The 15367-nt window shown below is 59.5% G+C and carries 12 protein-coding genes; 6 read left to right on the top strand and 6 right to left on the bottom strand.

Annotated features, from left to right (window positions below):
* Positions 1–42: 42 nt before the first annotated feature.
* Together EV561_RS06725 and EV561_RS06730 are read right to left on the bottom strand one after the other, a co-directional pair.
* The gene (locus EV561_RS06725) at positions 43–585 is read right to left on the bottom strand and encodes a hypothetical protein (protein WP_132518928.1); all 543 of its coding nucleotides are present in this window, start codon (positions 583–585) and stop codon (positions 43–45) included.
* A 51-nt stretch (positions 586–636) separates the two neighbouring features.
* The gene (locus tag EV561_RS06730; RefSeq protein ID WP_132518930.1) at positions 637–1644 is read right to left on the bottom strand and encodes a LysR family transcriptional regulator; all 1008 of its coding nucleotides are present in this window, start codon (positions 1642–1644) and stop codon (positions 637–639) included.
* Between the two features lie 272 nt (positions 1645–1916).
* On the opposite strand from EV561_RS06730, the gene chvE reads away from it, so the two are divergent.
* The 6 genes from chvE (at position 1917) to araD (ending at position 10345) form a co-directional block, all read left to right on the top strand.
* Positions 1917–2981: a multiple monosaccharide ABC transporter substrate-binding protein gene (gene chvE, locus EV561_RS06735; protein ID WP_132518932.1), complete on the top strand. Its 1065-nt coding sequence runs from the start codon at positions 1917–1919 to the stop codon at positions 2979–2981.
* Positions 2982–3078: 97 nt separating this feature from the next.
* Entirely contained in the window at positions 3079–4614 is a 1536-nt protein-coding gene (gene mmsA / locus EV561_RS06740) for a multiple monosaccharide ABC transporter ATP-binding protein (protein WP_132518934.1), read from the top strand.
* Positions 4614–5924, top strand: a complete 1311-nt coding sequence (gene mmsB / locus EV561_RS06745; RefSeq protein ID WP_132518936.1) for a multiple monosaccharide ABC transporter permease — start codon at positions 4614–4616, stop codon at positions 5922–5924. Before mmsA ends, mmsB begins: the two co-directional genes overlap by 1 nt.
* 119 nt (positions 5925–6043) lie before the next feature.
* Positions 6044–7042 carry an AraD1 family protein gene (araD1, locus tag EV561_RS06750; protein ID WP_132518938.1) on the top strand — a complete coding sequence of 333 codons (999 nt, stop codon included), beginning with the start codon at positions 6044–6046 and terminating at the stop codon, positions 7040–7042.
* Between the two features lie 70 nt (positions 7043–7112).
* A complete protein-coding gene (locus EV561_RS06755) occupies positions 7113–8546 on the top strand; it encodes an aldehyde dehydrogenase family protein (protein WP_132518940.1) in 1434 nt (477 codons plus the stop codon).
* A gap of 59 nt (positions 8547–8605) precedes the next feature.
* Positions 8606–10345 carry an L-arabinonate dehydratase gene (araD, locus tag EV561_RS06760; protein ID WP_132518942.1) on the top strand — a complete coding sequence of 580 codons (1740 nt, stop codon included), beginning with the start codon at positions 8606–8608 and terminating at the stop codon, positions 10343–10345.
* Between the two features lie 104 nt (positions 10346–10449).
* On the opposite strand, the gene EV561_RS06765 is transcribed toward araD, so the two are convergent.
* The 4 genes from EV561_RS06765 to EV561_RS06780 form a co-directional block, all read right to left on the bottom strand.
* Positions 10450–11505, bottom strand: a complete 1056-nt coding sequence (locus tag EV561_RS06765) for an HD domain-containing phosphohydrolase (protein WP_132518944.1) — start codon at positions 11503–11505, stop codon at positions 10450–10452.
* A 260-nt stretch (positions 11506–11765) separates the two neighbouring features.
* On the bottom strand, positions 11766–12590 hold the full coding sequence (locus EV561_RS06770) for a transglutaminase family protein (protein WP_132518946.1): 825 nt from the start codon (positions 12588–12590) through the stop codon (positions 11766–11768).
* Between the two features lie 106 nt (positions 12591–12696).
* Positions 12697–13641, bottom strand: a complete 945-nt coding sequence (locus EV561_RS06775) for an alpha-E domain-containing protein (RefSeq protein ID WP_132518948.1) — start codon at positions 13639–13641, stop codon at positions 12697–12699.
* A 6-nt stretch (positions 13642–13647) separates the two neighbouring features.
* A complete protein-coding gene (locus tag EV561_RS06780) occupies positions 13648–15057 on the bottom strand; it encodes a circularly permuted type 2 ATP-grasp protein (protein ID WP_132518951.1) in 1410 nt (469 codons plus the stop codon).
* Positions 15058–15367 lie beyond the last annotated feature (310 nt).

A 15367-nucleotide genomic window follows, 5' to 3' on the forward strand; every position in this document is an offset into this window, starting at 1 on the left:
ACGAAAATTAGCCTGGGCCAGAGGTTGATGATGCAGAGTCAGCTACCGCCGCAGCCTTGCGGCTTTCGCCAGGCGTCGCATTGCTTCATCGATCAAGAGATTGGCAATCTTCATGCGGATCGTCGCATTGTCCCGAAAGGGCAGGGCAACGCCGTCAGGGTGGTTTGTCTTGGCGAAGGCGCGGCGCTTGTCGCTCAGGCTGTGCATCGTGTCCCCGGAGGAAATCGATAGTTCCGCCGCAATCTGCTCGGGCCGCACTCGCGTCAGATGTTGCGGCATGACCGGTGGTTCCGGCACGACCGGTTCCGGTTTTACGGTCACAGTCTTGGTGTTTGCCGCAGAGTCTCCGCCTGTCGCTGCTTCTTCTTTAAAGCTTGCGAAGGGCCCGTCGGATCCCAGGTTGTCGACATAGGCCTGATCCGGCCGGGCAGACGGCACGGACACGCCTTCAAGAACGGTCGAGGCGAAACCTGTATTGAGGCCGTGAATGCGATGCGCACTTGGCTCGGCGCTTTTGGGAGTCTCTTCCTCTTCCGCGTCGAGGCGATCGAGAACCGATTGGAATACGGATTGTCCGAACAGCATGCTTTTCTCCAGGGTGCACAAGCATGCATCGCGAAGATGGTCCCGGGCTGGTCAGGTCATTATCAAGGTGCGGCTGTCCTCAAGAATCATGTCGTGCAGCAGGCGAGCGCTTGGCGGCATCGCCCGTTCGCGGGCAGTGATCAAGCTGAAGGGCTTCACGTCGATATCGAAGTCGATCGGCAGGATGCAGGCCTCACCCGCCTGAGAACTTTGGCCACAGATGAACTGCGCCATATCAAGCGCGATGGGAGCGATGGCGTCCGTCTTGCAGACGACCGCAAGCGTCAGGAGCAGGGACGAGGTGTTGACCGTATTCTCAGGCAGCGGCACGCCAGCTGTGATGAATATGTCCTCGAGCTTCCGCCGCAGCAGCGTGCCCGGCGGCTGGAAGACCCAGTCATGGCCGGACAGGTCCTGCAGGCTTGCAACACCCTTCTTCAGGAGGGGATGGCCGTTGCGGACGATCAGGCAGGCCTTTTCGATGCCGATTTCATGGGCCGCGAACAGCCGCGGATTGAGCTCATCTGGAATGCGGCCGATGATGAAGTCATGGCGGGCGGCGAGCAATTCGCGGGCAAGCACATTGCTCGTCTCGACCTGTATGTTGATCTCGATGCCCGGATAGGCCTGCGTCACGCGCTGGATCGCGGGGACGACGAGGCTCATCGCCGGGGCGGTGACGGCGCCGATATAGACCGACCCGCCCTTGCCGGTTCTAAGCTCACCGATCTCACGGGAAGCCTCGCGCAGCTCCAGCAGGATCTTGCGTGCCCGTTTGGCAAGAGCAGACCCAAAAGAGGTCAAGACGACGCCTCTTGCGACCCTCTCGTAGAGGGGAATTTTCACAATCGATTCCATTTCCGATAACATCCGCGAAGCGGCGGGCTGGGAGATGTTCAGAGCCTCCGCAGCGGCCGAAATCTGCCCATGATCTTCGATAGTGACGATCATACGCAGGTGATTCAGCTTCAAACCGGCTCGCAAAAGCGAGTCGTCGCGAAAATTATCTGTGTGAATTTCTGTACCATCACGGGAATAATCGTAAAGAATTTTCTCCATAGTTGTAAAAATCAGCCTCCTGATGGCAAAAAGTACTATTTTTTAACGTTATACCAAAGATGATATATGAGACGCCATCTATTCTATTTGACAGTTATACGAATCCATACGAGTTTGCCCCTCGTGCGCTGGGTCAGCCGCTCAACATGCGTGAGATCGTGGAGGAGACGTACTTCGTTTCTCACAATTAGAAGTAACATCCATTCTACGGAACCTGCCACAGTTTCGTGGCGGGCATTGCCCGCCGATTTATTTAACAGAGGGAGAGAGAGATGAAATCCATTATCTCGTTGATGGCGGCCGCCGCTCTTGGCGTCGCTTCTTTCGTGGCTCCGGCCTTGGCCGCAGACAAGGGGACCGTTGGTATCGCCATGCCGACGAAGTCTTCGGCTCGCTGGATCGATGACGGCAACAACATCGTCAAGCAGCTTCAGGCAGCTGGTTACAGCACCGACCTGCAGTATGGCGACGACGACATTCCGAACCAGCTGTCGCAGATCGAAAACATGGTCACCAAGGGTGCCAAGGTTCTCGTTATTGCTGCTATCGACGGCACGACGCTTTCGGACGTTCTCCAGAAGGCTCATGACGCTGGCATCAAGGTTATCGCTTACGACCGCCTGATCCGCGACTCCGGCAACGTCGACTACTACGCCACGTTCGACAACTTCCAGGTTGGCGTTCTCCAGGCTGGTACGATCGTCGACGGCCTCGGCCTCAAGGACGGCAAGGGCCCGTTCAACATCGAACTCTTCGGCGGTTCGCCGGACGACAACAACGCCTTCTTCTTCTATGACGGCGCTATGTCGGTTCTGCAGCCCTACATCGACAGCGGCAAGCTGGTCGTAAAGTCGGGCCAGATGGGCATGGACAAGGTCGGTACGCTGCGTTGGGACCCGGCAACGGCCCAGGCTCGCATGGACAACCTTCTCTCCGCTTACTACACGGACGCTCATGTTGACGCCGTTCTGTCGCCTTACGACGGCCTGTCGATCGGCATCATCTCCTCGCTCAAGGGCGTTGGCTATGGCTCCGGCAACCTGAAGCTCCCGATCGTTTCCGGTCAGGACTCGGAAATCCCGTCGATCAAGTCGATCATTGCCGGCGAACAGTATTCCTCGATCTTCAAGGATACCCGCGATCTCGCGAAGGTAACCGTTGGCATGGTCAACGCGCTGATGACGGGCGGCACGCCTGAAGTCAACGACACCAAGACCTACGACAACGGTGTCAAGGTTGTTCCGTCCTACCTGCTGAAGCCGGTCGTTGTAACCAAGGACAACTATTCCAAGGTTCTTATCGACAGCGGCTACTACAAGGCCGACCAGCTGAAGTAATTTAAATCGCGTCGCCGGGACCCGCCATTGGCGGGTTCCGGTTATTATTTTATGATCGCCGGGTCTCGTTTCGGTCGTCGGCGTTGGGTTTTCGACTATGGAAAATATAATCCTGGAAATGCGGAATATCACCAAGACGTTCCCGGGCGTGAAGGCGCTCTCGAACGTGAACCTCAAGGTTCAGAAGGGTGAAATTCATGCGTTGGTGGGCGAGAACGGCGCCGGTAAATCGACGCTGATGAAAGTCCTCTCCGGCGTTTATCCGGCAGGAAGCTACGAAGGCGACATCGTCTATGAAGGTGACGTCCGCAACTTCAAGGTCCTGAAGGACAGTGAAGAAATCGGCATCGTCATCATTCATCAGGAGCTGGCGCTCGTTCCGCAGCTTTCGATCGCTGAAAATATCTTTCTCGGCAACGAGGTCGCCTCCAACGGGATCATCCGCTGGGACGAGGCTTTTGCCAAGGCGAAGGAGCTCCTGACCAAGGTCGGGCTCAAGGAATCCCCGGAAACGCTCGTGACCGACATTGGCGTCGGCAAGCAGCAGCTGGTGGAAATCGCCAAGGCCTTCTCCAAGAGCGTCAAGCTGCTGATCCTCGATGAGCCGACCGCCTCGCTCAACGAGAAGGATTCCGACGCGTTGCTCAACCTCCTGATGGAGTTCCGCAACCAGGGCCTGACCTCGATCATCATCACCCACAAGCTGAACGAAGTGCGCAAGGTTGCCGACCATATCACGGTGCTGCGCGACGGCATGACGGTCGACACGCTCGACTGTCACACCCAGGAAATCAGCGAAGACATCATCATCAAGAACATGGTGGGCCGCGAACTGGCCGATCGTTATCCGCCGCGCTCCGTGCCGATCGGCGAGACGATCCTCGAGGTCAAGAACTGGAACGCCTTCCACCAGCAGCACCGCGATCGCCAGGTCCTGCACGACATCAACATCAACGTCCGCAAGGGCGAAGTCGTCGGCATTGCCGGCCTGATGGGCGCCGGGCGTACCGAGTTCGCCATGAGCGTCTTCGGTCGGTCCTACGGCCACAAGATCAGCGGCGAAGTCCTGATGGACGGCAAGGCGGTCGATGTCAGTACGGTGCGCAGGGCGATCGACGCCGGTCTCGCCTATGTGACGGAAGACCGCAAGGTGCTCGGCCTCGTGCTCAACGATAACATCGTCCATAACACGACCCTCGCCAATCTGCAGGGCGTCTCGCGGGCGACCGTGATCGACAGTTTCGAGGAAGCGCGCGTCGCGACCGACTATCGCTCCAAGCTGCGCATCCGCAGCTCGGGCATCTTCCAGGAGGCGGTGAACCTCTCGGGTGGCAACCAGCAGAAGGTGGTTCTGTCCAAGTGGCTGTTCTCCAATCCGGATCTGCTGATCCTCGACGAACCCACGCGCGGCATTGATGTCGGCGCGAAATACGAAATCTATTCCATCATCAACCAGCTTGCCGCCGACGGAAAGGGCGTTCTGATGATCTCATCGGAAATGCCCGAACTGCTGGGCACATGCGATCGTATTTACGTCATGAATGAAGGGCGTATCGTTGCAGAGCTGCCGAAAGAGCAGGCGAGCCAGGAAACCATCATGCGCGCTATCATGCGCTCAGGGGAGAAGAAGTAATGACGCCGATCAACCAACCCGTCACCGAGGAAGGCAACGTCGTTTCCGTTTTTGACTTTATTCGCGGCAATATTCGCGAATACGGCATGTTGATCGCTCTCGTTGCGATCATGGTCTTTTTCCAGATCTATACGGGCGGCATTCTCTTCAAGCCGGTCAATCTGACCAACCTCGTGCTGCAGAACTCGTTCATCGTCATCATGGCACTCGGCATGCTGCTCGTCATCGTGGCAGGTCATATCGACCTTTCGGTCGGATCGATCGTCGCCTTCGTCGGCGGGGTGTCGGCCATCATGACGGTCAGCTGGCATATGAACTATGTCGTGGCCGGCATTCTGTGTCTCATCATCGGCGGCATAATCGGCGCGGCCCAGGGCTACTGGATCGCCTATCACCGCATTCCGTCGTTCATCGTGACGCTTGCCGGCATGCTGGTCTTCCGCGGTCTGACGCTCTTCGTCCTCGGTGGCAAGAACATCGGTCCGTTCCCGCCGGACTTCCAGGTACTCAGCACCGGCTTCATCCCCGACTTCCTGTCCTTCCTTGGCCCTTGGTCGTTCAGCGGTCCGTGGCTCCAGATCAACTCATTCCTGTTCGACTTCGATAAGATGACGGCGGCGCCGATCGACGTCCAGCTCGTGACCGCGACGTGGACGATCAACAACATTGCCGCGCTCGTCCTCGGCATCATCGGTGCAGCTGCATTGGTCTACAGCGCTGCTCGCCGCCGTGCGACGAAGATGGCGCATGGCTCGGATGTCGAGCCTGCGAGCTTCTTCGTTGTGCAGAACGCCATCATGGCGTTCGTCATCGTCTTCCTGGCGTTCCAGCTCTCGACCTACAAGGGGCTGCCGAACGTTCTGGTCGTCATGCTCGTTCTCATCGGCTTCTATGCCTTCATCACCCGCCGTACGACGATCGGCCGCCGCATCTATGCGATGGGCGGCAACGCCAAGGCGACGAAGCTGTCGGGTATCAACATCGAGCGCCTCAGCTTCTACACCTTCGTCAACATGGGCGTCCTTGCCGGTCTCGCCGGCATGATCGTCGCGGCCCGCCTCAACTCGGCCACCCCGAAGGCCGGCGTCGGCAACGAGCTTGACGTCATCGCGGCCTGCTTCATCGGCGGCGCCTCGGCTTCGGGCGGCGTCGGCAAGATCACCGGAGCGGTCATCGGCGCGTTCATCATGGGCGTCATGAACAACGGCATGTCGATCGTCGGCCTTGGCATCGACTTCCAGCAGATGGTCAAGGGCCTCGTGCTCTTGGCCGCCGTGTTCTTCGACGTCTACAACAAGAACAAGGGTTGATCGCATCTAGCGATCACCCACCGGATTTTGCATTCAGGCGCATGACCAATCCGGCCCCATCGGGGCCGGAGTTGCGGAGCTTAGCCCCCGTATGGCGCCTTACATAAAGGAAGAAAGCCATGCTCATTTCCCAGATCAAGGGCTCGAACGGCGAGATCATCGTTGCGGTACGCGACGAAGCCGGCAAGGCCGCCAAGGCCGTCAATAAAGCCGCCAGTGTCTACGCGCTCGCAATGGAAGCCGCCGATAGCGGCAAGTCGCTGGTATCGGTCATCGAGGCGCATGGTCTCGGCGAGGCGATCGATCTCGACAAGGCCTATGCCGCCGGACGTTTTCTGCCGCCGATCACGCATCCGGATGCCGCGCACCTGCATTTGACCGGTACGGGCCTGACGCATCTCGGCTCTGCTGCGACCCGCGACTCCATGCACAAGAAGACGACGGAAGCGGCCGAAGAGACGCTGACGGACTCCATGAAGATGTTCAAGATGGGCATCGAGGGCGGCAAGCCGGCCGTTGGCCAAAAGGGCGTTCAGCCCGAGTGGTTCTACAAGGGCAACGGCTATGGCGCAGCCGCACCGGGTGCAGCGCTCGTCTCGCCCTCTTTCGCGCTTGATGGCGGCGAAGAGCCCGAGATGGCCGGCATCTATGTCATCGCCAAGGACGGCACGCCGTTCCGCATCGGCTTTGCGCTGTCGAACGAGTTCTCCGATCACGTGACCGAACGGATCAACTATCTCTATCTCGCCCATTCCAAGCTGCGTCCGGCAAGCTTCGGCCCGGAAATCCGTATCGGCGTGGCGCCGGAAGACATCCGCGGCACGTCGCGGATCAAGCGCGGCGACAAGGTGATCTTCGAAAAGCCCTTCCTGTCGGGCGAGGCGAACATGTCGCACACGTTCGCCAACCTCGAATACCACCACTTCAAATACGGTCTCTTCCGCGTTCCCGGCGACGTCCATGTTCACATGTTTGGCACGGCAACGCTCTCCTTCGCTGAAGGCATCAAGCCGGAAGCGGGCGACGTGTTCGAGATCGAAGTGGCCGAATTCGGCCTGCCGTTGCGCAATCCGCTGGCTGTTGCTGCGGAAGAAGACGTGGCGGTCCGCCAGCTCTGATGCCAGAAGTCCGGCCGCGAGGAGGTGGCCGGATGTTTCTTTGAATGAACAAGAGGAGGCCTTGAAGCCTATGACCATTCATCAGAACCTGATTGCCGGCGAGTGGACCGGTTCGAACGGCGCGGAGAACATCAACCCGTCGAATACGAATGAAGTGGTCGGGCTTTATGCGAGCGCCGATGCCAAGGATGTGGCCAACGCGATCGCGGCTGCCAAGGCTGCTTTCCCGGCCTGGTCGCGCTCGGGCATCTGGGAACGCCATGTCATCCTGAAGAAGGCGGGCGACGAGATCATGGCGCGCAAGGACGAGCTTGGCGCGCTGCTTGCCCGCGAAGAGGGCAAGACCCTGCCGGAAGCGATCGGCGAGACGATCCGCGCCGCGCAGATCTTCGAATTCTTTGCCGGCGAGGCGCTGCGCCTTGCGGGCGAAGTGCTTCCCTCCGTGCGTCCCAATATCGGCGTCGAGATCACCCGCGAGCCGATCGGCGTCATCGGCATCATCACCCCCTGGAACTTCCCGATCGCCATCCCGACCTGGAAGATCGCGCCGGCGCTCTGCTACGGCAACACCGTCGTCTTCAAGCCGGCCGATCTCGTGCCCGGCTGTTCCTGGGCGATCGTCGATATCCTGCATCGCGCCGGCCTGCCGAAGGGCGTGCTGAACCTCGTCATGGGCAAGGGCTCGGTCGTCGGCCAGGCAATGCTCGACAGCCCGGAGCTGGCGGGCATCACCTTTACCGGCTCTGTCGGCACGGGCAAGCGCGTTGCGGTTTCGTCCGTCGAGCATAACCGCAAGTACCAGCTCGAAATGGGCGGCAAGAACCCGATGGTCATTCTCGACGATGCCGACCTTACCGTCGCCGTCGAGGCTGCCGCCAATTCGGCCTTCTTCTCGACCGGCCAGCGCTGCACGGCATCGTCGCGCCTGATCGTGACCGAAGGAATCCACGACCGCTTCGTCGCTGCCATGACCGAGAAGCTGAAGACGCTCAATGTCGACGACGCGATGAAGCCGGGCACGCATATCGGCCCCGTGGTCGACGAGAAGCAGCTGAAGACCGACACCGACTATATCGAGATCGGCAAGCAGGAAGGCGCAAAGCTTGCCTTCGGCGGCGAGTTGATCAAGCGCGACACGCCCGGCTTCTACCTGCAGCCGACGCTCTTTACCGAAGCGACCAACCAGATGCGCATTTCCCGTGAAGAGATTTTCGGGCCGGTCGCATCGGTCATTCGCGTTAGGGATTACGAAGAGGCGCTGGCCGTCGCCAACGACACGCCGTTTGGCCTCTCGTCGGGCATTGCGACGACAAGCCTGAAGCACGCGACGCATTTCAAGCGCAATGCCGAGGCCGGCATGGTGATGGTCAACCTGCCGACAGCGGGCGTCGACTTCCACGTGCCCTTCGGCGGCCGCAAGGGATCGTCCTTCGGCTCGCGCGAGCAGGGCAAGTACGCCGCAGAATTCTTCACAACGGTCAAGACAGCATACACGCTGGCATAAGACATCAGGGCTCGGATCGAAAACGAGGCGATCCGGGCGACTTCCAAGGAAAGAGCCAAATGTTCAAGAAAGCAGAATGGCCGCGCAAGCTGCGGTCGCAGGAATGGTATGGCGGCACGAGCCGCGACGTGATCTATCACCGCGGCTGGCTGAAGAACCAGGGGCATCCGCACGATCTGTTCGACGGACGCCCCGTGATCGGCATCCTGAACACCTGGTCGGACATGACCCCGTGCAACGGCCATCTGCGCGAACTCGCCGAGAAGGTGAAGGCGGGCGTATGGGAGGCCGGCGGCTTCCCGCTCGAGGTGCCCGTGTTCTCGGCGTCGGAAAACACCTTCCGTCCGACGGCCATGATGTACCGCAACCTTGCTGCTCTCGCTGTCGAAGAAGCGATCCGCGGCCAGCCGATGGATGGCTGCGTACTGATGGTCGGCTGCGACAAGACCACGCCGTCGCTGATCATGGGTGCCGCATCCTGCGACCTGCCGTCGATCGTGGTCACGGGTGGTCCGATGCTGAACGGCTATTTCCGCGGCGAGCGCGTCGGCTCCGGCACGCATCTTTGGAAGTTCTCCGAAATGGTGAAGGCTGGCGAGATGACGCAGGCCGAATTCCTCGAGGCCGAAGCCTCGATGAGCCGTTCGTCGGGCACCTGCAACACCATGGGCACCGCCTCGACGATGGCGTCGATGGCTGAAGCGCTCGGCATGGCGCTGTCCGGCAATGCCGCGATCCCCGGCGTCGATTCCCGCCGCAAGGTCATGGCGCAGCTGACTGGTCGCCGTATCGTGCAGATGGTCAAGGACGATCTGAAGCCATCTGACATCATGACGAAGCAGGCTTTCGAGAATGCGATCCGCACCAATGCGGCGATAGGCGGATCGACCAATGCCGTCATCCACCTGCTCGCCATGGCAGGCCGCGTCGGCATTGACCTGACGCTGGACGATTGGGACCGCTGTGGCCGAGACGTTCCGACGATCGTCAACCTGATGCCGTCGGGTAAATATCTGATGGAAGAGTTCTTCTATGCCGGCGGTCTGCCCGTCGTGCTGAAGCGCCTCGGCGAAGCCGGCCTGCTGCACAAGGATGCGCTAACGGTTTCGGGCGAGACGGTCTGGGACGAAGTCAAGGACGTCGTCAACTGGAACGAAGACGTCATTCTGCCGGCTGAGAAGGCGCTGACGCAATCGGGTGGCATCGTCGTGGTTCGCGGCAATCTCGCGCCGAAGGGCGCCGTCCTGAAGCCGTCCGCTGCTTCGCCGCATCTGATGGTGCATAAGGGCAGGGCGGTCGTGTTCGAGGACATCGACGACTACAAGGCCAAGATCAACGACGACAATCTCGATATCGACGAGACCTGTGTCATGGTCATGAAGAACTGTGGTCCGAAGGGCTATCCTGGTATGGCCGAAGTCGGCAATATGGGTCTGCCGCCGAAGGTGCTCAAGAAGGGCATCACCGACATGGTGCGCATCTCCGACGCCCGCATGTCCGGCACCGCTTATGGCACCGTCGTGCTACACACCTCGCCGGAAGCCGCTGTCGGCGGCCCGCTCGCTGTCGTCAGGAACGGCGACATGATCGAGCTCGACGTGCCGAACCGTCGCCTGCATCTCGACATTTCCGACGAAGAATTGGCGAAGCGCCTTGCCGAATGGCAGCCGAACCATGACCTGCCGAAGTCGGGTTACGCCTGGCTGCACCAGCAGCATGTCGAAGGGGCCGATACCGGCGCCGACCTCGACTTCCTCAAGGGATGCCGCGGAAACGCGGTTGGCAAGGACAGCCACTAACCGGCCCGTCCGAGAACATGAATCAGTGAAAAGGCGGAACTCTCGTTCCGCCTTTTTGTTTTAGATCGATGGGCTCGTTCGGGGGGGCTTGCAGGCGTTCGCCCTTAGGCGATGGAAGCGACCTGCTGACTTGATTCTTCGTTGCTGAAGAGTGCCTTGATCGCCGGCCACTTGCGGCGGAAGGCGGCCACGCAGGCGGGGTCGAAATGCGAGCCGCTGCAGGCGATGATTTCGTTATAGGCTTCCTCCAGCGACCAGGCCCGCTTGTAGGGCCGGTCGGAACAGAGGGCGTCGAACACGTCGGCAACGGCAACGATGCGCGCCTCGATGGGGATTTCGTCGCGCGCGAGGCCGAGGGGATAGCCGTTGCCATCCCATTTTTCGTGATGGCCGGCGATGATGGCGGTCGCGACCCGCGCCACTTCCGCCGAGCTGCCGCGCAGGATATCGATGCCGATGGGCACATGCCGGCGCATCTGCTCTATTTCATCAGGATCGAGTTTTCCGGGCTTCTGCAGCAGTGCGTCGGAAATACCGATCTTGCCGATGTCGTGGAGCGGTGCGGAAAGGTAGATGTTGCGACGCTGGATGCGATCGAGCCCCACGCCTTCGGCGATCAAGAGGGCGATGTTGGCAACGCGCTCGACGTGATCGCCGGTATTGCCGTCCCTAAGCGCCATTGCCCGCGCGAGGCACCAGACGATCTCCTGTTCGCGCATGTCAGCCTGTTCGGTCGCATGCCGAAAAGCCTTATCGAGCGATTTCGCCCGATCCGCAAGCTCCAGCTGTGCCTGACGCAGCGCAATCAGGTTGGTGATCCGTGCTTTCAGTTCCAAGCGATCAAACGGCTTGTTGAGAAAATCGGTTGCCCCTGCCTCAAGCGCCTCCAGCTTGATTTCGCGCTCCGTCTGGGAGGTGATCATCACGATCGGCACGCCTTCGTAGCAGTCCTGTTGGCGCAGCTTGCGAATGAAAGCGATGCCGTCCATCTCGGGCATCATGTAATCGACCAGCACGATATCGAAGTTGATTTCCCGGCTACGCGTCAGCGCCTCAAGCGGATTGGTGAATGTCTCGATCGGCCGGTCTGAAAACTCCCTGACCGCAGCCTTGAGCGCAGCGAGACTTGATTTGCTATCATCGACAATAAGAAGAGACATAGGCACCCTGCCAAAATTCATAAAATAATCGTTCGGCTATCGAGAAAGCAGAAGATCAAACGCCCCGGTCGAGATCATCTTTGGTCGGATGCAAGCATATCAAGCGAAAGCTGCGTCATGCTGTTTTCGGCAATGGCGGCTTCGCTTGAGGCAGAAACCGCATTCTAGGGAAGGTGCAGCAGTAAAATTAAGATAACATTAGATTTGATGGCGAAATTTGAGATTTACGCAAGTATTGCGTGTCTTCGCGTGCATTTGCGTCAGCTCTGGCTTTGGCTTTGCGTCTGACTTTGGTTCTCAACCTTGACCGCGACCGACAGGGTTTCTCCCGGCGTCCCGATCCGCATTCCCGATACAGGTGCGGCATCGCGATAGCAGAGCCCGGTGGCAATACGGACATAGCCTGCATCGGGACAGACATTATTGGCGGGATCGAAGCCCACCCAACCGAGGCCCGGAATATGGACTTCGGCCCAGGCGTGGGTTGCAGTCTGCGCAACGGCATTTTCCATCAGGAGATAACCGGAGATGTATCGGGCCGGCAGGCCGATATGACGGGCGGCGGCGATGAAAATATGGGCATGGTCCTGACAGACACCGCTCTTGGCCTCCAGTGCCTCCTCAGCGGTCGTGTCAGTATCGCTGGAACCCGACCTGTATTCGACTTGTCGATGGATCTCGCCCATGAGCGTGTGCATCTTGGCCAGTTCGCTGTCGCCGGAAATGGACCGGGCAAGTTCCTTGACCAGCTTGCCCGCCTTCGTGCGTGGAGTATCCCGCAGGAAGAGCCACAGTGGACAGAAGCCTGTATGTGGCCCGGTTACGCCATTGAGATCTTCCGTCTCGACCTCGCCTGAGGAAACAATGCGAGTCGCGACCTGTTCGCCGTCGAAGGAAACGAGATCGACCTGATTGCCAAACTGATCCTGGTAGTTGACCTCCGTGCGGGCGCCTTCGACCTTAAGCGACCAGTTCAAGACCCTTTGCCCGGGGCCGGTCAGCGGCGTCAGCCGCAGCCGCTGCAACGAGAATTGCGTCGGCTCTTCGTAGCGGTATTCGGTGACGTGACTAATCTTCAGTCTCATATTCTGACCCGCTTAAAGCAATTCCAGCAAAAGTGAGAAGCGGTTTTGCGTCCGGAATTGCGTGACATCAAATGGCTGGAGCGTTCCGCCCGAAGGGCGGATTGCTCTAGCTGTAGAACCGGTAGCCTTCGGAGATTTCGACGCTGAGCTGATTGTTGCGCGAGACGAAATCCTCCAGGAACTCATGCAGGCCGCGATCCATGATATCGCGGATAGCGCCCTTACGCAGCGTCTCGCGAATTGCGTCGGCCGTGTCATGGGCCGCGAACCGTTCACCCTCGTAGTTGCTGGCGAGATAGCCGAGGTTGCTGACGATCTTCTCGTAGCAATAGGCAAGCGAGCGCGGCATCTGGCCGTTGAGGATCAGGAAATCGGCGATATTTGCGGGCTTGTATTCGGCATCATAGGCCCAACTGTAGGAGCGATGGGCGGAGACGGATCGCAGGATCGATTCCCATTGGACATTGTCCAGCGACGATCCGACGGCCGAGACCGAAGGCAGCAGCACGTAGTATTTCACGTCGAGGATGCGGGCCGTGTTGTCGGCGCGCTCGATGAACGTACCGATGCGGGCGAAGTTATAGAGCTCGTTACGCAGCATCGAACCATGGAAGGCGCCGCGGATGAGACCGGCGCGGCGCTTGATCGCGTCGATTATCTCCGGCATCTCAGCAGTCTTCAGCCGTTTTTCAAGCAGCGCCTTCAGGTCGATCCAGCATTCGTTGGTCGCTTCCCAGGTCTCGCGCGTCAGGGCCGTGCGCACCATGCGCGCATTGTTGCGGCCATAGTCGATGCAGGACATCACGCTCGATGGGTTGGAGCGGTCGCGCAGCAGGTAATCGATGGCGTCAGTGCCCGTCAGCTTGCCATGGCCTTCATCGAAGGCCTCGCGCACGCCGGCGCTTTGCAGCACGCCATCCCAGTCATCCTCGGCGGCATCGCTTCGCGTCAGCGCCATGCGCAGGCCGGCATCGACGAGGCGGGCAATGTTTTCGGCACGCTCGATGTAACGGAACATCCAGTAGAGGCCGTTTGCGGTTCTTCCCAGCATCGCGCGTCAGTCCTCCAGTACCCAGGTGTCCTTGGTGCCGCCGCCCTGGCTGGAATTGACAACCAGGGAGCCCTCCTTCAGCGCGACGCGCGTCAGCCCGCCGGGAATGATCTGCACCTTGTCGGAAACGAGCACATAGGGACGAAGATCGACATGCCGCGGGGCAATGCCCTTGTTGACCATGATCGGCACGGTCGAAAGCGACAGCGTCGGCTGGGCGATGTAGTTGTTCGGCTTCTCCTTCAGTTTTTCGGCGAAATCGGCGCGCTCCTTCTTGGAGGCCGTCGGGCCGACCAGCATGCCGTAGCCGCCGGAACCGTGGACTTCCTTGACGACGAGGTCAGCCAGGTTTTCGAGCACGTACGTCAGGCTCTGCGGTTCCGAGCAGCGCCAGGTCGGCACGTTTTCGAGGAGCGGTTTGCGGCCGGTATAGAATTCGACGATCTCGGGCATGTAGGAATAGATCGCCTTGTCGTCGGAAATGCCGGTGCCGGGGGCATTGGCGATGGTGATATTGCCGGCGCGATAGACGTCCATGATGCCCGGGATGCCGAGCGCGGAATCGGGGCGGAAGGTGAGGGGATCGAGGAAATCGTCATCGACGCGGCGATAGAGAACGTCGATCGCCTCGTAGCCGCGGGTCGTGCGCATCTTCACCTTGCCGTCGATGACGCGCAGATCCGAGCCCTCGACCAGCTCCACGCCCATCATGTCGGCGAGGAAGGAATGTTCGTAATAGGCGGAATTGTAGATGCCGGGGGTGAGCACTGCGACACGCGGCTTTCCGGTACAGCCTGGAGGCGCCAGCGATGCGAGGCTCTGGCGCAGCAGATAGGGATAGTCCTCGACGCGCTGCACCTTGTTCTCATGGAACAGTTCCGGGAACATCTGCATCATGGTTTCCCGGTTTTCCAGCATATAGCTGACACCGGATGGCGTGCGGGCGTTGTCCTCCAGCACGTAGAACTGGTCCTCGCCTGTTCGCACGATGTCGGTGCCGACGATATGGGTATAGACGCCGCCCGGCGGGCGGAAGCCGATCATCTCGGGCAGGAAGGTGACATTGTTCTCGATCAGCTCACGCGGCACGCGGCCGGCGCGAATGATTTCCTGCTTGTGATAGATGTCGTCGAGAAAAGCGTTGAGCGCGATCACGCGCTGCTCGATCCCTTGCGCGAGCTTGCGCCATTCGCGGCCGGAAATGATGCGGGGGATAAGATCGAACGGAATGAGTTTTTCGGAGCTGTCGGCGTGTCCGTAGACCGCGAAGGTGATGCCCGTCTTGCGGAAGATGTTTTCCGCATCACGGGACTTGGAAATCAGATGCGCTCGATCCTGCTTGGCATACCACTCGAAGTATTTCCGGTAAGGGTCCCGCGGATTTTCACCCGCCGTGATCATTTCATCGAATGCCAAAGGTGTGTTCCCCGTTTTTAAGCATTTGAATACAACGCCTGTTGCAATGCAAGAAGCATGCACAGTTCGACATAGGATTTTGCGAGCGTTGGAGAGGAGCGAAAAGCGGCGATTTTCTGAGCAGGGCTGCTGAGCGCAAACGTCAACGAGCTGCCGCGCGTAAGGAAGCCGCTCAAACTTTGCGCATATGGCCAATTTTGCTGCAATTAAACCAAATAGCGAGGCAATTTATTGCTTCAATCTAAACTTGCTTTGAGGCGTGAAAACACTCTTGCCGAATGACCATTCGCAATCAGTTGCGAGGCCATTG

Origin of the sequence: Rhizobium sp. BK376, assembly GCF_004341625.1 — a bacterium.
Lineage (GTDB): Bacteria > Pseudomonadota > Alphaproteobacteria > Rhizobiales > Rhizobiaceae > Rhizobium.